This window comes from Arthrobacter sp. LAR12-1-1.1 (genome assembly GCF_040676555.1).
GTDB lineage: Bacteria > Actinomycetota > Actinomycetes > Actinomycetales > Micrococcaceae > Arthrobacter.
Genome location: NZ_JBEGIG010000023.1, coordinates 436,249 through 453,920, shown reverse-complemented (window position 1 = coordinate 453,920; position 17,672 = coordinate 436,249). Strand labels below are relative to the sequence as shown.

Here is a 17,672-nt window from a genome sequence, read left to right as displayed (position 1 = left end):
GTTTATCGCAGGCCGCGGACCGCGCACGAAGCGGCGGCCATTCAGCGCCAAAATGCCTTCACGGACGGGACCCGGGACAGCCGTTCCGGGGGCTTCCGGCGGCATGCCGCAATGGACCACTTTAAGGCTTGCCTGTGCGGAAGTTGCGGTACTTTGCCCCTATCATGGGGAGAGCGGGGAACTGAGTACTTTTGATCCTGCCGGGGGACCCTGGAAACCGGCGCACTTGCAGGCTCTCGCCTGCACCTTTGAAGGGGAAATCTATGGCTCGGAGCCCTGAAGATGCGCTCAAGGCGACTCTGGCCAGGGTGGCACCGGGCACAGCCCTCCGCGACGGCCTGGAACGCATCCTCCGCGGACGGACCGGCGCGCTGATCGTGCTGGGCATCGACAGGACCATCGAGTCCATCTGTTCGGGCGGCTTCGAGATCGGCATCGACTTCTCCCCCACCCGGCTGCGGGAACTGGCGAAGATGGACGGTGCCATTGTCTGCGACAAGGATGCCAGCAACATCCTGCGCGCGGCGGTCCAGCTCGTCCCGGACTCGAGCATCGAAACGCAGGAATCGGGCACCAGGCACCGGACCGCGGAACGAGTGGCCATCCAGACGGGTGTCCCGGTCATCTCAGTCAGCCAGTCAATGCAGATCATCGCCCTGTACGTGCACGGACTACGCCACGTCCTGGAGGGCTCCGAGAAAGTCCTGGCCCGCGCCAACCAGGCCCTGGCAACCCTGGAACGCTACCGCTCGCGCCTGGACCAGGTGACCAGCTCGCTCTCCGCCCTGGAAATCGAGGCCATGGTGACGGTCCGCGACGTCGCGGTCACGCTTCAGCGCCAGGAAATGGTGCGCAGGATCTCCGAGGAAATCTCCCAGTACGTCCTGGAACTGGGCGAGGACGGCCGCCTGCTCTCCCTGCAGCTGGACGAGCTCACCGTGGGCCGCGGCCCGGGCAGCGACGTCATCATCCGCGACTACTCCGGCCCGGCCGCAACGGCGGAGGACATCGACGACGCGGTCAAAGCCCTTGTCAGCCTGGGCCCAACCGAGCTGATTGACCTCGGCAAGATCGCCGGGATCGTCGGCTTCGCCGGCGGCGAGGCCAACCTCGACGCCGTCGTCCAGCCGCGCGGCTACCGGCTGCTCTCCGGCCTTAAGGCCGTGCCGAAGGCAGTCGCCGACCGGCTCGTCGACCACTTTGGCGGCCTGCAGTTCCTGATGGCGGCAACGATCGATGACCTCATGACCGTGGACGGGATCGGTGACCAGCGCGCCAGGACCGTCAGGGAAGGCCTGAGCCGCATGGCCGAGGCCAGCCTGCTGGACCGGTTCCTCTAACCCTCTCCAATACCCGTTAACCCCCTCCAACACCCGTCGGTTGTTCCCCGCCGGCCCCCTCGCCTCGCAAGCTCGGCCAGGGAACCCTGCCGGCGTGGGCCCAGATGCCCTTTTGATCGCCCAAAAGGGCACCTACCGACGGGGGTTAGCGGGGCTGACTGGGGTTAGTTGAGTTGGAACACGGCCTTGGGGCTGGTCTTGTTCGCCAGCCGGGCGGTGAAGACATAGTAGGCGCCGCCGGCACCGGGCTCGGCCTCGACGGGTTCGCAGCCCTGCACCGTGCGGTTGCGCTGCCACGGGAAGTTGGCGGTCTCGCTCTTGCCCGGCGCAATGGTCTTCGTCAGGTCCGTGCTCTCCGCCTGACAGTCCTTGGAAGAGAAAATCCGGTCCGAGCCGCTGGTGATCATGTATTCCATCTGGGAAGTGCCGATGTTGACCTCGCACGGCACTTTGTTGTTGTTAGTCACCTTGAGGCTCAGCAGCGGCTTCTCCCCCGCGGCATAGACCTGCTTGTCGGTGGCAGCTGTGACTATCACCAGGTTCTGCTCGCAGCCATCGCCCGATGATGCGGCGGGTGACGCCGAAGGATCCCTGGACGCCTTGGGGCTACCGGACGCGGACGCGGCCGGCAGGCTCGCCGGCGCCGCTCCGGACGGCTGGTCGCCAGAAGACTGGCCGCCGCTCATGGCACTCGAGACCGCGACGAAGCCACCGAAGACCACGGCGATGACGAGCAGCAGGACCAGGCCAGCAAACAGCCGGCGACGGCGGTATACCGGGCGGAGTGGTGGCCGTCCGGTTTTCCGCCCGGATTGTCCTGGGGGCGAACCTTTCGTCCTCGAACCGCCCGTTCCTGAATTGCCTTGCCTGACCATTCTTCTAGCCTAGAGAACCGTGCGGGCTATGGCGCCCGACCACGCCGCGGGACCTGCCGCCGTCCCGATCCGTTACCCCGATCTATTACGCTGAATGGATCGAAACTCTAACCCCAACGCCCCCCGTATCCGCTCCGGCACAGCGGCAACCCCTGCCCGCCGGGCCGCGCGCCCGCGCCGCCGATCTCACCGCGCTTCATGCCGCCTTGGACGACTGGTTCGCAGCCAATGCAAGGGAACTGCCATGGCGGGCTGCGGAGTGCACGCCCTGGGGCGTGCTGGTCAGCGAGGTCATGCTCCAGCAGACGCCGGTGGTCCGGGTCCTGCCGGTCTGGGAGGAATGGCTGCGCCGCTGGCCGGAGCCGTCCGATCTGGCGCGCGAGCCCGCCGGGGAAGCCGTCCGGTCCTGGGGCCGGCTGGGGTATCCCCGGCGCGCCCTGCGCCTGCACGCGGCCGCCGTCGCCATCAGGGACAGCCACGACGGCGCCGTCCCCGACGCCTACACCGAGCTCCTGGATCTCCCCGGCGTGGGCAGCTACACGGCCGCGGCCGTCGCGGCGTTCGCCTACGGACGCCGCGAAACAGTGGTGGACACGAACATCCGCCGGGTCCATGCGCGGCTTCTCACCGGCTCGGCCCTGCCGGCGCAGGCCCTGACCGCTGCCGAAATGCGGCTGGCGGCGTCCCTGCTCCCGGACGACCCCGGCGCCTCGGTGCGCTGGAACGCCTCCGTCATGGAACTCGGTGCACTGGTCTGCACGGCGCGGGCCCCCAAGTGCGGCCAGTGCCCTGTCCGGGAGTCCTGCGCCTGGCTGGCTGCCGGCGAGCCGCCGCCAACGTACACGCCCAAGGGACAGGCCTGGCACGGCACGGACCGGCAGGTGCGCGGCGCCGTGATGGCCGTCCTGCGCGTAGCCGAGGACCCCGTGTCGCCGGTGCTGTTCCACGAGGCCCCTGCGGACCTGGGCTTCGAACCGCAGGGAATCGGGATCCCGCTCGCGGCCCTGCACCGGCTCAACGCGGCTCCCGAGCAGCTGGAACGGGCGCTGGCCGGCCTGCTGGGCGACGGCCTCGCGGAACTGCACCGGGGCGGCTTCCGGCTTCCGGGCTGAGGATCTACGCTGGAGCATGCGCAAGCTGGCGGCCGCGGCCGCACTGGCCCTCACCGCCGTCCTGGTAACCTCGTGCCGGCCGGAGGCCGCCTGCCCGGCGATCGCTCAGGCGCCCGTCGTGTCCCTGACCGTGGACCGGGAATACGCACCGTCGGTGCGGACCATCCACCTTTTGGCCTGCCAGGACGGCCGCTGCAAGGAAGCGGACCTGGAACTGGTTCCCGGGAGCACCACCGTGGACCAACGCTGCGAACCCGGCCGTTACGGCGGCGACGGCGTCTGTTCGGCCACGTCTTCGCCCGACGGCACCCTGACCGGCATGTTGATGATGGAGACGCTGACGGCCAGCCCCATCGGGGTGACGGCCACGGGCACGGATACCGCCGGGAACCCGCTGCCGGCACGGACCGCGGCCTTCACGCCCCGCGCGGCGCAGCCGTTTGGCGAGCAGTGCGGAACCTTCATCACGGCCGGCGTGGTGCTGGACGCGGCCGGCCTTCGGCAGGCACCCTAACCCCGGCACCCCGGAACCCCAGCCCCGGACGCTCGGCCAGCCAGACCCGCACGGCCCGCCAGGTTTGCCTGCGAAATCCAGGCCCCGCCTACGGTTCTCCGAACCCCGAACTGACCAGGCGCTCCAGGTAGCCGACCGCCTTGGCGGCGTCCGGGCCGCTGGCCTCCACATGCAGGACTGTTCCCTTGCCCGCGGCGAGCATCATGAGCTCGGTCATGGAGGCGCCATCGGCGCCGTTGACGGTCACGTCGGCGTCCATGGCGGACAGGCCGCCGGCAATCTTCGCCGCCGGCCGGGCGTGCATGCCAGCCTGGTTGACGAGCTCGAAGTCCCCCGTGGCGTCCGGCGGCTGCTGGTGTACGTGCTCGGCCTCCGCGGGGTGGGCCGGGGGCCGGTAGACGGCCTCGGCCGCGTCCTTCACCGCCGCCGCTTCGGCCCCCGCCTGGGCAGCCACCGCTGCTGCAACCAGTCCTTCCACCAGGGGTGCGTCCGCGAGCAGCACCGATCCCGGATCCGGCGCGAACTCCGCTGCGGACTCGGCCGTCATCACGGCGGATCCGAGGTCCGTGAGTACCACGACGCCGTCACCGGCGGCCTGCTCGAGCGCAGCCATGACCTTCTCCAGGCTCGTGCCGATCCGGCCGTCGTCGGTACCACCGGCGGGGAGGATCAGGACGTCGGGGGCCATCTGGGCAGCGAGCTCGGCGGCGCCGTCCGCGATCTTGGCGCTGTGCGAGACAACGACTAGCCGGACTGTCATTCGGCTGCCCCGGCGGCGGCGCGCAGGATCAGTGCGCTGGAGACCGCTCCCGGGTCACGGTGGCCGATGCTGCGCTCCCCGAGGTAGCTGGCGCGGCCCTTGCGGGCGAGCATCGGATCCGTGGACACGGCGCCGGCTTCGGCGGCCTCCGCCGCGGCAAGCAGCACCTTCCGGACGTCGCCGTCGCCAGCCGCGGCAGCGGCGGCCTCGATCGCGGGCGTCCACGCGTCCACCATGGTCTTGTCCCCGGACTCGGCCTTACCGCGGACGACGATGCCGTCGCGGGCGGCCTGCAGGGCGGCGGCCAAGGTGGCGGCGTCGACGTCGGAGGTGTTGCCCAGCGCTGTGGCGGCCCGCAGGAATGCCGTGCCGTACAGCGGACCGGCCGCCCCTCCCACCTTGGACATCAGCGTCATGGCCGTCAGTTTCAGTGCGGCGCCCGGGGTTTCCGGCGGTGTCTCGGCGAGTTTGTCCATCACGGCCTTGAAGCCGCGGTCCATGTTCTCACCGTGGTCCGAGTCCCCGATAGGCCGGTCCAGCTCGATCAGCTCCACCCGGTGATCCGCCATGGCCTGCGCCGAAAGGGTCAGCCAGCGCACGGCCCAGCCGACATCCAGCCCCACCGTCAGACGCCCCAGCGGAGGGCCGGAGTGTGGACGGGAGCGTCCCAGAGCGACGTCATTTCGTCATCGAGGCGCAGGACCGTGATGGAGCAGCCCTGCATTTCCAGGGACGTGATGTAGTTGCCCACGAGGGAGCGTGCCACGGTGACGCCCTGCTCCGCCAGTCTCTGCGCGGCCCGGCGGTACACGATGTACAGCTCGCTTGCCGGGGTGCCGCCCATGCCGTTGACGAAGAGGAGCACCTGGTCCCCGGAGCTAAGTCCGAGGTCGCTGACCACCGGGTCCAGGAGGCGGTCGGTGATGCCGTCGGCGTTTTCCATGGCAATCTTGTGCCGTCCCGGCTCGCCGTGGATGCCGATCCCGATCTCGATCTCGTTTTCCTCGAGCTCGAAGCTGGGGACTCCCGCGTGCGGAACGGTGCAGGCGGACAAAGCAACGCCCATGCTGCGCACGTTCTGGTTGACGCGGTCACCGATCGCGGCGACGGCGTCCAGGTTGTCGCCGCGTTCGGCGGCCGCCCCGGCGATCTTCTCGACCAGGACAGTACCGCCGACGCCCCGGCGGCCGGCCGTGTACAGCGAATCCTGCACGGCGACGTCGTCGTTGACCAGGACGGTGCGGACCTCGACGCCTTCTGCTTGCGCGAGTTCGGCGGCGGTTTCGAAGTTCAGGACGTCACCGGTGTAGTTCTTCACGATGTGCACGACGCCGGCGCCGGAGTTCACGGCCAGCGTGGCCGGCAGGATCTGGTCCGGGGTGGGCGAGGTGAACACGGCGCCCGGAACGGCGGCGTCGAGCATGCCCATTCCCACGTAGCCGCCGTGCAGCGGCTCATGTCCGCTGCCGCCGCCGGAGACGAGTCCGACTTTCCCCGCCACGGGCGCGTCTTTGCGCACGATGTATTTCGGGTCCGGAAAGACGGTCACGAGGTCGGCGTGTGCAAGCCCGAACCCTTCCACTGACTCGTCGACCACGGCTTTGGGATCATTGATGAGTTTCTTCATGGCGGTGCTCCCTGGATGGTGTCCTGGCTGCTTGCTTAGACCCTACTACCGGGGCACGGCCGGCGGTAGGCTCCCGATTCCCTCGGCCCGGGGGCTCCTGGCGGGGCTTCGAATCCCGGACCGGCGGGTTGTTGCGGTGCGTTCCTGCGGATGCTTCAGGCTTGTTTGTCGGCCCACGCCGGGAAATGCGGCCAGGCGTCGACGCCCAGCCATGAGAACGGCGGCGCTGCGAGCCGGCCTTTGCGGGCGCGGGACGTGGCCGGTGGCGCTGCGGCTGCAGGCGCCGGGCCAGCGGTTTGTCCCGTCACGGGAGCACCCGTGCCGGGCGAGGAGCGGTTGGTGGATTCTACCGGTGGCGCTTCCAGCGGCTGGCCGGGCAGCTGGACCGGCGGCACTGCCGGAGCGCTGGCTATTGTCCTGTGAACGGCGGAGAAATCGGGAAAAATCACGTCTTTATGCAATTTTTTGCCTCCGAAAGTATGGCGGCCCACCCCCTGGGCCGGGATCAGTTTATCCACCAAATTTATTGAAGGGAAGCCCCGGGCGGACGTCGTGTTCCAGGCGGCTGCGGGTGCCGGCCGGAATCCGCCGAAAGTTCCCCGGACGGGCACAGCCGGCGGGCGCTACAGCTCCTTGATCATCCTGGTGTTGCCGAGCGTGTTCGGCTTGACCCGGGCCAGGTCCAGGAACTCGGCCACGCCTTCGTCATGCGAGCGCAGGAGTTCGGAGTACACCACGGGATCGACCGCGCTCTGGTCAGCCATGACTTCAAAGCCGTGTTTCTTGAAGAAATCCACTTCGAACGTCAGGCAGAAGACGCGCGAGACTCCCAGCGCGCGGGCATCCCCCAGCAGACGCTCCACCAGCGCGTGGCCCACGCCCTTGCCGCGCCAGGCATCCGAAGCCGCGAGGGTGCGCACCTCGGCGAGATCCTCCCACATGACATGCAGCGCTCCGCAGCCGATCACCTCGCCGTCTTGCGATTCGGCGATCCGGAATTCCTGCAGGCTTTCGTAGTAGGCCACGGTTTCTTTGGCCATGAGGATCCGCTGGTCGGCCAGCGGCGCCACGAGCGTCTTGATGGCGCCAACGTCGCCGGTGCGGGCAGGGCGGATGCGGATCGTCTCAGTCGCGGTCTCAGTCACGGTCTCAGTCACAGCCCAATCTTACGGGTGCCCCGGGTCCGGCCGGCTCGCGGCCGGTCCCGGGGACGGAGTGTCAGAGACCCAGTTCGTCGGGGACGGGAATGTCCTTGTCCAGCAGGTTCCTGGCCAGGAAGTGCTCCACCACGCCGTACCAGACCTTGGCGTGCTGCGGCTGCAGGATCCAGTGGTTCTCGTCCGGGAAGTACAGGAAACGGTGGTCCGTTTCGCCGTTCCCGTCTGCCGCCAGTTGTGACTTGGCGAGCAGCTCGTACCAAAGCCGGAGCCCCTCACCGATCGGGACACGGTAGTCCTTGTCGCCATGGATGACCAGCATGGGAGTCCGGATGTTTTCCACGTGCAGATGCGGGGAGTTCTCCAGCGCCATCTCGGCCGTCATCTCCTTGAGCCAGTACTGCGCGGCGTCGGTGGTGGGACCGAACTGGTCGAGGGCCCAGAGGCTGGCGTGCGTGACGATTGCCTTGAAGCGGTCCGTATGCCCGGCTACCCAGTTGGCCATGTACCCGCCGAAGGAACCGCCCATGGCGGCGGTACGCGTCTCGTCGATGTCCGGGCGCTGCACGACGGCGTCGGTGATGGCCATCAGGTCGGTGAAGGGAGCCTTGCCCCATTCCCCCCAGCCGCGCTGGATGTGCTCCTGGCCGTAGCCGGTGGAGAGGGCAGGGTCCGGGAGCAGCACCGCGTAACCGCGGGCCACCAGCAGCCACGGGTTCCAGCGCCAGGTCCAGGCGTTCCAGGATCCCAGCGGGCCGCCATGGATCCACAGCAGCAGCGGGGCCGGGCTCGCGGCGGACGCGCCCTCGGGCAGGGCCAGGTACGCGGGCACACGGGCGCCGTCGGCCGCCGTCGTCTCCACGCGCTCCAGCGTCCCCGTGAAGTGCGGGCGCTCAGCGGGTGCGGGCAGGCGGACGACGCCGCCGCCGGCGAGGTCGATCCGCACAGGTTCGGCGGGGAATTCGTAGGAGCTGCGCAGGGCGTAGGCGCTGCGTCCGTCCGGCGAGACGACGACGTCGGTGTACGCGGCGGCGTCGTCCGTCAGGCGGAGCACCTGGCCAGCCTGGCCCGGGTCCCCCGCGACACCGATCCGGAATACCGGCGATGCGCCGTCCTCGTCGGCGGTGACCAGCAGGGCCGATCCGTCCGGCAGCCACGCGGCGGGGCGGGCCCAGCGGTCCCAGTCATGGGCGAGCGGCGTCAGGGCGGCCTCGCCTGTTGCCGGGCCGGCGACGTCGAGGAGGTGCAGCTTGACCTGCGGGGCCGCCAGCGGCGTGGTGTCGCTTTCACTGACCACCACCAGGCTCCGCCCGTCCGGACTGACCGGGCCCGGGAAGTAGCTCAGACCTTCCGTGTCCAGCAGAACCGTCCGGGTGCCGGTGGCGACGTCGATGGCGACCAGCACGGAACGTGAATCGGCGTTCGCGAAGGGCTTGGCGAAGCTGCTGTAAATCATCGTGCCGTCCGGGCTGACCACCGATTCGGCGTCCCTGAGCCGGGTGCCGGCGTCGGGCGTCAGGTTGCGGAGCTTCAGCGGCGGCGCGGCGTCGACGGTGGTCGGCTTACCGGCCTCCACCGGCTCGCCGGGTTCGACCGCGAACAGCCGCGGCTGCGCCGGGCCCAGGTCCGCGTCCCAGTAGCGGACGGGGTAGCCGCTGTGCAGGATGGCCGCGACCTTGTTGTCTTTGCGCGCCTTGCGGCGTTCTTCGTCATTGTCCTCGTCCGTGGAGCCGGCCAGCACCGAGGCCGCGACCACCACGGTGTCGGCGTCCTTGGCGGCGTGGACCCCGCCGATTCCGCCGGCGCGGGACAGGGCCACCCGGGCTTCGCCGCCGTCGGCCGGGAGTATCCAGAGGGCGCTGACGGGGTCAGCCTCGGGGCTCTCCGGATCGGGACGGGCCGAGGTGAAGTAGAGGTCGCCGTTGGCGGCAAACACCGCACCCGCCTCCCCCTTGGCGCTGCGCGTGATCCGGCGGGCCTTTTTGACCCCGCCCGGGTCCACTTCCCACAGCGCGGTGCAGTATTCGGTGCCCTTCGCGCCGAGTGTCGCCACAGTGGTGACCAGCCGGTCACCGTCCGGGCTCAGCGTTAAACCACTCACTTTGGGGATGGCGAGGTAGTGGTCCAGATCATGGAAGGGGGTCTCGGGTTGTTCGCTCAGGGTCTCTGAGTCCTTGGCAGCCATGCACCGATTCAACACTGTATGTGGCATCGATCACAGAAAGTTCACTGAGAGTGAAACGGTGCTTTCAGAGTACGAGCGGGCACTCCGGTCTAAGCACGTGCGATCACCGCCGGGACGCGCAGGCGCCACAGACCCGCGTATGAGGCGCTACAGGTCAGCGAATTGACGACGATGGCCGCTACGCCCGGCCCCTTAGCGGCCATCTCTGGCAAATGGCCCAGACACGTGGGGCGCTGGCAGCCCCGGTCCCCAGAACCCCCACGGAGCGCGGCCCGGGAAGAGCAAACGCGAAGGCCCCGCCGTCCTTGACAGGACAGCGGGGCCTTGGTCTTGATGCTTAGACGCTCGGAGCGATCTCCGGGATGCGCGGCTTGGCGTTGCCGGCGAAGGTGAACTTCGCGTCGTCGCCTTCGCCCTCCACATCCACCACCACGATGTCGCCGGAGTGCAGTTCGCCGAAGAGGATCTTCTCGGAGAGCTGGTCCTCGATCTCGCGTTGGATGGTGCGGCGCAGCGGCCGGGCACCCATGGCGGGGTCGTAGCCGCGGGTTGCCAGGAGCACCTTGGCCGCGGACGTGAGCTCGATGCCCATGTCCTTGTCCTTCAGGCGCTTCTCGAGGCGGCCAACGAACATGTCCACGATCTCGATGATCTCGTCCTGGGTCAGCTGCGGGAAGACCACAACATCGTCAACACGGTTCAGGAACTCGGGGCGGAAGTGCTGCTTGAGCTCCTCCGTGACCCGGGCGCGCATCCGGTTGTAGCCGGTCTGGGTGTCCGTGCCGGACTGGAAGCCCGTGGCAACACTCTTGGAGATGTCCCGGGTGCCGAGGTTCGTGGTCATGATGATCACGGTGTTCTTGAAGTCCACCACGCGGCCCTGGGAGTCGGTCAGGCGGCCGTCTTCCAGGATCTGCAGCAGCGAGTTGAAGAGATCGGCGTGCGCCTTCTCCACTTCATCGAACAGGACCACGGAGAACGGACGACGGCGGACCTTCTCGGTCAGCTGGCCGCCTTCCTCGTAGCCAACGTAGCCCGGAGGGGCACCGAAGAGCCGCGAGACCGTATGCTTCTCCGAGTACTCGGACATGTCCAGGGTGATCAGCGCGTCTTCTTCGCCGAACAGGAACTCGGCGAGGGCCTTGGCGAGCTCGGTCTTGCCGACGCCGGTGGGGCCGGCAAAGATGAACGAGCCGCCCGGACGCTTGGGGTCCTTGAGCCCTGCACGGGTGCGCCGGATCGCCTGGGACAGGGCCTTGATGGCCTCGTCCTGGCCGACCACACGCTTGTGCAGCTCATCTTCCATCTTCAGCAGGCGCGAGGACTCTTCCTCGGTCAGCTTGAAGACCGGGATGCCAGTGGAGTTCGCCAGCACCTCGGCGATCAGGTCCTCATCAACTTCGGAGATGTCGTCCATGCCGCCGGTCTTCCACTGGCGTTCCTTCTCGGCGCGCTCGGCAATGAGCTTCTGCTCCTTGTCGCGCAGCGACGCGGCGCCTTCGAAGTCCTGCGCGTCGATCGCGGATTCCTTCTCCAGCTTCATGGCGGCGATCTTCTCGTCCATGACCTTGAGCTCGGGCGGGGCGGTCATGCGGCGGATGCGCAGCCGTGCCCCGGCCTCGTCGATCAGGTCGATCGCCTTGTCCGGCAGGAACCGGTCCGAGATGTAGCGCTCGGAAAGGGCCGCCGCCGAGGCGAGGGCGCCGTCGGTGATGGTGACGCGGTGGTGTGCCTCATACCGGTCGCGGAGGCCCTTGAGGATCTCGATCGCGTGCGCAACGGAGGGTTCCTTGACCTGGATCGGCTGGAAGCGGCGCTCCAGGGCGGCGTCCTTCTCGATGTGCTTGCGGTATTCGTCCAGCGTGGTGGCACCGATGGTCTGCAGTTCGCCGCGGGCCAGCATGGGCTTCAGGATCGAGGCCGCATCGATGGCGCCTTCGGCGGCTCCGGCACCCACCAGGGTGTGGATCTCATCGATGAACAGGATGATGTCGCCGCGGGTGCGGATCTCCTTGAGGACCTTCTTCAGGCGTTCTTCAAAGTCGCCGCGGTAGCGGGAGCCGGCCACGAGGGACCCGAGGTCCAGGGTGTACAGCTGTTTGTCCTTGATGGTCTCAGGGACGTCCCCGCGGACGATCGCCTGGGCCAGGCCCTCGACGACGGCGGTCTTGCCGACGCCCGGCTCGCCGATCAGCACGGGGTTGTTCTTGGTGCGGCGGGAAAGGACCTGCATGACGCGTTCCATTTCCTGCTCGCGGCCGATCACGGGGTCCAGTTTGTTCTCGCGCGCCGCCTGGGTCAGGTTGCGGCCGAACTGGTCCAGGACCACGGAACCGGCGGGGGTGCCCTCGGCCTGGCCGGGGCCGACGCCGGCGCCGGTGGCCTCCTTGCCCTGGTAGCCCGAGAGCAGCTGGATGACCTGCTGGCGGACCCGGTTCAGGTCGGCGCCGAGCTTGACGAGCACCTGGGCGGCAACGCCCTCGCCCTCCCGGATGAGGCCGAGGAGGATGTGCTCGGTCCCGATGTAGTTGTGGCCCAGTTGCAGGGCCTCACGCAGCGAGAGCTCCAGGACCTTCTTGGCGCGAGGGGTAAAGGGGATGTGGCCGGAGGGGGCCTGCTGGCCCTGGCCGATGATCTCCTGGACCTGCTCGCGGACACCGTCGAGCGAAATGCTCAAGGATTCAAGGGCTTTGGCGGCAACACCTTCACCCTCATGGATCAGACCCAAGAGGATGTGTTCGGTACCAATGTAATTGTGGTTCAGCATGCGTGCCTCTTCTTGGGCAAGCACAACTACGCGACGGGCACGGTCCGTAAATCGCTCAAACATTTCGCCACACTCCTAGCTACGACGTACTTTGATGCTACGTGGCCGGGTTCCAGATTTGGGGCTTGTTCGCCACAGGGGAAACCGGAGGGTTTGCGCGCCCCTGCCCGGACCCCGTCCCCGGACGGGGCGGGAACCGTCCGGAAGCCTTCCCGGCGGGCGCAACCGGATGTCCCGGGCGGGACCCTCCGCCCCTTCCCGGCGGGCGCAACCGGACGTTCCGGCCCGGCCCGTCGGCGGGCCGGCGTGCGGTACGGGCGCACGGGCGCACGGGCGCACCGCCGTCGGCATGCAAATGCCCCCGCCAGATAACGGGGGCATTGGCATTTGACTGCGACTTCATTGGGACTTGATTGCGACCTGTTACTGGGTCCTGATACGGCACCCTGACGCGCGGTCCCGGCTAGGAATTAGCCTTTTGGTACGCTTCCTGAATTTCAGCCTGGATACGTCCGCGGCTGTTTACCGCATAGCCGTTGTCCCGTGCCCACTGACGGATCTGGGCAGAGTCCTGATTCCGTCCGCTGGAAATTTTCGTACGCGTGGCGCGTCCGCTTGACGTCTTGCGTGCGTGCACCACAAAACGCTCCACCGCGGAGCGCAGTTCTGAAGCATTGCTTGACGACAGGTCTATTTCGTAGCTCACGCCGTCAAGGCCAAACCGGACAGTTTCGTCCGCGGATCCCCCATCCAGATCATCAACGAGGATGATTTTTACTTTCTGTGCCATAAAGGACTCTCTTTCCAAAGATCGAGCGTTTAGAAAAGCAGGATGTATCTGGAATAAGTATCCTCCGCGTTACAGCAGGGAGTCAAAGCGCAAAACTCTGTTCAAAGGAAAACCACAGGCGGCAATAGGGGACTATTACTTTCCCGGGTAATTAGCCCCCGAGGGCCCGGAATCCTGCTCCTTGGTTTGAGCTACCGCTCGCGTTTCCGCTTCGGCATGGGCGCGGGCTTCTGCCTGCCGCTCTGATTTGTCGGCATTGAATATGGATTTCATGGCAAACCAGAAAAGCAGGCCCACCACGATGGGGGGCAGCAATACGGCGATATAGTCCATGCTCAGTGTCCTTCAGGCTTCAACAGGGGGAAGAGGATCGTTTCGCGGATGCCGGCGCCGGTGAAGAGCATCACGAGGCGGTCGATGCCCAGGCCGATCCCGCCCATGGGCGGCGCGCCGTACTCGAGCGCACGGAGGAAGTCTTCATCCAGCTGCATAGCCTCCACGTCGCCCGCGGCGGACCGGCGGGACTGTTCGGTGAGGCGTTCGCGCTGGATCACCGGGTCGATCAGTTCGGAGAACGCCGTGCCCCGCTCCATGCCGCCGATGATGAGGTCCCAGGCCTCGATCAGGCGGCCGTCTTCGCGGTGCTGGCGGGCCAGCGGCTGGGCGGACGGCGGATAGTTGTAAACGAACGTGGGGTTGAGCAAAGTGGGCTCCACCAGTTCGCCGAAGAGTTCGACGACGAGCTTCTCGGCTTCCCAGCCGGCGTCGACCTTGACGTCGTGCTTGGCGGCCAGTTCCAGCAGTTCGGCAACCGTGGTGTCCGGGGTTACTTCCTGGCCCACGAATTCGGACAGTCCCGGGTAGACGGCCAGCCAGGTCCAGTCACCGTCGAGGTTGATCTCCCCGGCTTCGGTCTGCAGCACGCGGCCCACACCGGCGGCGTCGGCGGCGTCCAGGATGATCTCCTTGATCCGGTCCGCCATGACGAACTGGTCCGCCCACGCCTCGTAGGACTCCAAAGTGGTGAACTCGGGACTGTGCGTGGAGTCCACGCCTTCGTTGCGGAAGACCCTGCCCATGTCATAGACGCGGTCGATCCCGCCGACCACCGTGCGCTTGAGGTAGAGCTCGGTAGCGATGCGCAGCGTCATCTTCTGGTCGAAGGCGTTCATGTGCGTCTCGAAGGGACGGGCCGTGGCGCCGCCGTGAACCAGCTGCAGCATGGGGGTTTCGACCTCGACGTAGCCCTGGCGGTGCAGGGTTTCGCGGATGGAACGGGTGATCGCGGCGCGGGTGTAGACCATCTCGCGGGCTTCGTCGCGGACAATGAGGTCCACGTAGCGCTGGCGGACGCGCGTTTCTTCGTTAAGCCCGGCGTGCAGCACGGGCAGCGGGCGCAGCGCTTTCGAAGCCATGGTCCAGGAATCCGCCATGACGGACAGCTCGCCGCGGCGCGAGGAGATGACCTCGCCCTTGATGAAGACGTGGTCGCCGAGGTCCACGAGGGACTTCCACTCCGCGAGCGCCTCCTCACCGATGTTGGCCAGGCTCAGCATGACCTGCAGCCGCACAGCCTTCCCGTCCACTCCGCCCTCCTGGAGGGTGGCGAAACACAGCTTGCCCGTATTGCGGATGAAGACAATGCGGCCGGTCACGCCGACGACGTCGCCGGTGGTTTCATCGGCCTGGAGGTAGGCGTATTTCTCCCGGATTTCCGTGAGCGAGTGTGTGCGTTCGACACCCACCGGATAAGCCTCGACGCCGCGTTCAATCAGCTTGGCGCGCTTCTCCATGCGGATGCGGGTCTGCTCGCTGGCATCGTGCGGCTCGGCGGCGGTGTTCGGGGCGGGGGTGTTTTGGGAAGTCACAATCCCCAAGTTTACCGGGGATTCCACCGGGGCGGGTTCCGCCCGGCTATGGCCACGGCGGAATAGACTCAGGCTGTGGAGACGCGGAGGATCAGCACCGACGACGGCGAGGGGCACCTCGAGCTGCACTCCTTCCGTCCGGCTGCCGGCCCGGCTCCGGCGCCAGCACCCGCCCCGGGACCCGCGCCAGGTTCGACGCCCGGACGGCCGCCCGCGCCAGGCATCGTCGTCGTGCACGGCACCATGATCACCGCCGCGCTGTACCGCCCGTTCGCGCGGAAGATCAGCCGCCTGTTGGGCCGCCCCGTGCACTGCTACAACCGGCGCGGGCGCGCCGGGTCCTCCCCGCAACCGGCCGGTTACTCGGTGGCCACGGAGGTCGGTGATCTGGCGGCGGTGATGCGGGAAACGGGATCGAGCGACGTGGTGGCGCACAGCTACGGCGGCTTCGTGGCCCTGCAGGCGGCACGGACGGTGCCGATCCGCAGGATGGTGACCTATGACGCGGCCGTGTCCCTCTCCGGAAACCTCACCCACCGCTGGCGGCCCGAACTGGAGCGTTCAGTTGCTGCCGGGGAACTCGACGAGGCCTGGGCGCATCTGGTCCAGGGCATTGAGGTGGGCGGACCGGTATCCAAGCTCCCGCTGGGCGCGCTGCGGATGCTCAGCATCCTCTCCGCCCGGACCAACATGGGCGCCGAGATGCGCAAACTGCTGCCCACCGCCGTCGCGGAGATGCGGGCGGTGCTCGACGCCGACGCCGAACTGGACGACTTCGCAGCCGTGACCACCCCCACGCTGCTGCTCAGCGGCGGCTGGAGCCCGGAGTACTTTACCGAGACCGGCCGGCAACTTGCCGCCGCCGTCCCTTCCTTTGAATTTGCCGTGTTGCCAGGGCAGCTCCATGAAAGCCCGCTCCGGCCCGGGATCCGACTGCCCCGGGCAACTGCGCGTTTCCTCCTTGCCGGCGAAGGACACCTGCGGCCCCTCCCGGCGCCCAGGCGGCGGCTCAAGCTGGGCCACTGACGGGTGCGCCTTACAATCGGTGGGCGACCCTTTCGAAAGGACCCCCTTGGCCAAGCTCTACTTCCGCTACGGCGCCATGAACTCCGGCAAATCTACGGGGCTGCTGCAGGCGGCGTTCAATTATGAGGAACGCGGGCAGCACGTTCTGCTGGCCAAGCCGGACGTGGACACCAAAGGCGACTCCGACGTCGTGTCCCGCCTGGGCATGACCCGTTCGGTGGACTTCCTGATCCCCGCCGGCGCGTCGGCCCGCGAGCTCTTCACCGCCCAGGCCCACGGGGACGATCCCGACGCCCTGCTGCAGCACGTGGACACCCCGCCGGTGGCCTGCCTGCTGGTTGACGAGGCCCAGTTCCTCGAACCGGAGCAGGTGGACGATCTTTTCCGCATCGCGGTCCTGGACAACGTCCCCGTCCTTGCCTACGGCATCCGAACCGACTTCCGGACCCGCGCGTTCCCCGGTTCCCTTCGGCTCCTGGAGATTGCGCACACCCTCGAAGAGCTCAAGACCATCTGCCGCTGCGGACGGAAGGCCATCTTCAACACCCGCCGGATCGGGGACCAGGTGGTCTTCGACGGAAACCAGGTTGCGATTGACGGCCAGGACGTCTGGTACGAGTCGCTCTGCGGCGCCTGCTACCTCGAGGTCTCCGGCGGCCGCCTGGGCAACTAGCGCCAGCGCGCCGGCGCAATGCTGTACCCAATTGAACTGCGGCCTACTGAACTGCGGCCTACTGAACTGCGGCTTACTGCACTGCGGCCTACTGAGTTGCGGCTTACTGCACTGGGGCGCGGCCTCGGCTAGGCTCGGAGCATGACCCGCGAGAACATCAGAACCCCCGACGGCGGAACAATCGAGCTTTTCAGCACGGGCGCCGAGCTCGCCTCGGCGGGTTCGGGCATCGTCGTCGTGCCGGCCTCGATGGTGACGGCCGCCGACTACACGCGCTTCGCGCAGAAACTCAGCGCGTCACTGGGCCGGCCGGTGCACACCTTCAACCGTCGCGGCCGCGGCTCCTCCTCCCCGCAGCCGGAGGACTACACCCTGGACGTGGACATCCACGATCTCGACGCCGTCATGAAGCACACGGCCAGCACCGACGTCTTCGGCCATAGCTTCGGCGGGGCGGTGGCCCTGCACGCGGCCCGCACCCTGCCGGTGGAACGGCTCGCCGTGTACGACCCCGCCGTGTCCGTCAACCACAGCGTGACGGCGGACTGGACGCCCGAATACGAGCGGGCGACCGCAGCTGGCGACGACGACCGGGCCCTCGCCGTCCTGCTCAGGGGCTTGGAGACCGGCAGCGCCCTGTCCCGGATGCCGCTGTCCATGCTGACGCTGGCGAACAAGCTTTCGGCGGGCACTCCGATGGGCAAGCAGCTGCGCGACCTGATGCAGACCGGTGTCCGCGAGATTAAGGCGATCATCGCCGCGGACATGCCGGCCGAACCGTTCCTGGAACTGCCGCTGGAGACGCTGATCATCGTGGGCGAGAAGAGCCCGGCATACTTCGGCGTGGCCTGTGCCCAGATCCACGACGTCCTCTCCGGTTCCAGCTATACGATCCTGCCGGGCATGGGCCACGACGGTGTCAACAAGGCGCCGGACAAACTGATCGCAGAGCTCAGCGCGTTTTACGCGGGCTGAGCC

At 67.7% G+C, this 17,672-nt stretch carries 17 protein-coding genes; 6 read left to right on the top strand and 11 right to left on the bottom strand.

Features of this window, described 5'->3' with window-relative positions:
* Window positions 1–263 precede the first annotated feature (263 nt).
* Entirely contained in the window at window positions 264–1,340 is a 1,077-nt protein-coding gene (gene disA / locus MRBLAR12_RS14985) for a DNA integrity scanning diadenylate cyclase DisA (RefSeq protein ID WP_229994140.1), read from the top strand.
* A gap of 164 nt (window positions 1,341–1,504) precedes the next feature.
* Here the strand turns inward: disA and MRBLAR12_RS14980 are convergent, their stop codons facing one another.
* Window positions 1,505–1,876 (bottom strand): hypothetical protein, encoded by a 372-nt coding sequence (locus MRBLAR12_RS14980; protein ID WP_356815750.1) that lies wholly within the window; start codon window positions 1,874–1,876, stop codon window positions 1,505–1,507.
* Between the two features lie 614 nt (window positions 1,877–2,490).
* Here MRBLAR12_RS14980 and MRBLAR12_RS14975 point away from each other — a divergent pair.
* Window positions 2,491–3,327: an A/G-specific adenine glycosylase gene (locus MRBLAR12_RS14975; RefSeq protein WP_356815756.1), complete on the top strand. Its 837-nt coding sequence runs from the start codon at window positions 2,491–2,493 to the stop codon at window positions 3,325–3,327.
* 16 nt (window positions 3,328–3,343) lie between these two features.
* Entirely contained in the window at window positions 3,344–3,841 is a 498-nt protein-coding gene (locus MRBLAR12_RS14970) for a hypothetical protein (RefSeq protein WP_229994137.1), read from the top strand.
* An 88-nt stretch (window positions 3,842–3,929) separates the two neighbouring features.
* On the opposite strand, the gene dhaM is transcribed toward MRBLAR12_RS14970, so the two are convergent.
* From dhaM to lysS, 10 genes are all read right to left on the bottom strand, one after another.
* Window positions 3,930–4,601 (bottom strand): dihydroxyacetone kinase phosphoryl donor subunit DhaM, encoded by a 672-nt coding sequence (dhaM, locus tag MRBLAR12_RS14965; RefSeq protein WP_364746897.1) that lies wholly within the window; start codon window positions 4,599–4,601, stop codon window positions 3,930–3,932.
* The gene (dhaL, locus tag MRBLAR12_RS14960; RefSeq protein WP_229994135.1) at window positions 4,598–5,224 is read right to left on the bottom strand and encodes a dihydroxyacetone kinase subunit DhaL; all 627 of its coding nucleotides are present in this window, start codon (window positions 5,222–5,224) and stop codon (window positions 4,598–4,600) included. The genes dhaM and dhaL overlap by 4 nt, the downstream gene beginning before the upstream one ends.
* A 2-nt stretch (window positions 5,225–5,226) precedes the next feature.
* On the bottom strand, window positions 5,227–6,228 hold the full coding sequence (dhaK, locus tag MRBLAR12_RS14955) for a dihydroxyacetone kinase subunit DhaK (protein ID WP_229994134.1): 1,002 nt from the start codon (window positions 6,226–6,228) through the stop codon (window positions 5,227–5,229).
* A gap of 155 nt (window positions 6,229–6,383) precedes the next feature.
* Complete coding sequence (locus tag MRBLAR12_RS14950; protein ID WP_229994133.1) at window positions 6,384–6,677, bottom strand: hypothetical protein; 294 nt, start codon at window positions 6,675–6,677, stop codon at window positions 6,384–6,386.
* A gap of 174 nt (window positions 6,678–6,851) precedes the next feature.
* Window positions 6,852–7,385, bottom strand: coding sequence for an amino-acid N-acetyltransferase (locus MRBLAR12_RS14945; protein WP_229994132.1), 534 nt, complete (start codon window positions 7,383–7,385; stop codon window positions 6,852–6,854).
* 61 nt (window positions 7,386–7,446) lie between these two features.
* Window positions 7,447–9,570: a S9 family peptidase gene (locus tag MRBLAR12_RS14940; protein ID WP_364746895.1), complete on the bottom strand. Its 2,124-nt coding sequence runs from the start codon at window positions 9,568–9,570 to the stop codon at window positions 7,447–7,449.
* 337 nt (window positions 9,571–9,907) lie between these two features.
* Window positions 9,908–12,400 (bottom strand): ATP-dependent Clp protease ATP-binding subunit, encoded by a 2,493-nt coding sequence (locus MRBLAR12_RS14935; protein ID WP_229994130.1) that lies wholly within the window; start codon window positions 12,398–12,400, stop codon window positions 9,908–9,910.
* Window positions 12,401–12,800: 400 nt separating this feature from the next.
* Window positions 12,801–13,127 (bottom strand): histone-like nucleoid-structuring protein Lsr2, encoded by a 327-nt coding sequence (locus tag MRBLAR12_RS14930; RefSeq protein WP_229994129.1) that lies wholly within the window; start codon window positions 13,125–13,127, stop codon window positions 12,801–12,803.
* A 135-nt stretch (window positions 13,128–13,262) separates the two neighbouring features.
* Window positions 13,263–13,460, bottom strand: a complete 198-nt coding sequence (locus MRBLAR12_RS14925) for a hypothetical protein (protein ID WP_229994128.1) — start codon at window positions 13,458–13,460, stop codon at window positions 13,263–13,265.
* Between the two features lie 2 nt (window positions 13,461–13,462).
* Entirely contained in the window at window positions 13,463–14,995 is a 1,533-nt protein-coding gene (gene lysS, locus MRBLAR12_RS14920; protein ID WP_229994127.1) for a lysine--tRNA ligase, read from the bottom strand.
* Window positions 14,996–15,070: 75 nt separating this feature from the next.
* Between lysS and MRBLAR12_RS14915 the strand changes: the two genes are divergently transcribed.
* The 3 genes from MRBLAR12_RS14915 to MRBLAR12_RS14905 all read left to right on the top strand — a co-directional run bounded on the left by MRBLAR12_RS14915 (window position 15,071) and on the right by MRBLAR12_RS14905 (window position 17,669).
* Window positions 15,071–16,021: an alpha/beta fold hydrolase gene (locus tag MRBLAR12_RS14915; RefSeq protein ID WP_229994126.1), complete on the top strand. Its 951-nt coding sequence runs from the start codon at window positions 15,071–15,073 to the stop codon at window positions 16,019–16,021.
* Between the two features lie 46 nt (window positions 16,022–16,067).
* Window positions 16,068–16,694, top strand: coding sequence for a thymidine kinase (locus MRBLAR12_RS14910; protein ID WP_229994125.1), 627 nt, complete (start codon window positions 16,068–16,070; stop codon window positions 16,692–16,694).
* 141 nt (window positions 16,695–16,835) lie between these two features.
* Window positions 16,836–17,669, top strand: coding sequence for an alpha/beta fold hydrolase (locus MRBLAR12_RS14905; RefSeq protein WP_229994124.1), 834 nt, complete (start codon window positions 16,836–16,838; stop codon window positions 17,667–17,669).
* Window positions 17,670–17,672 lie beyond the last annotated feature (3 nt).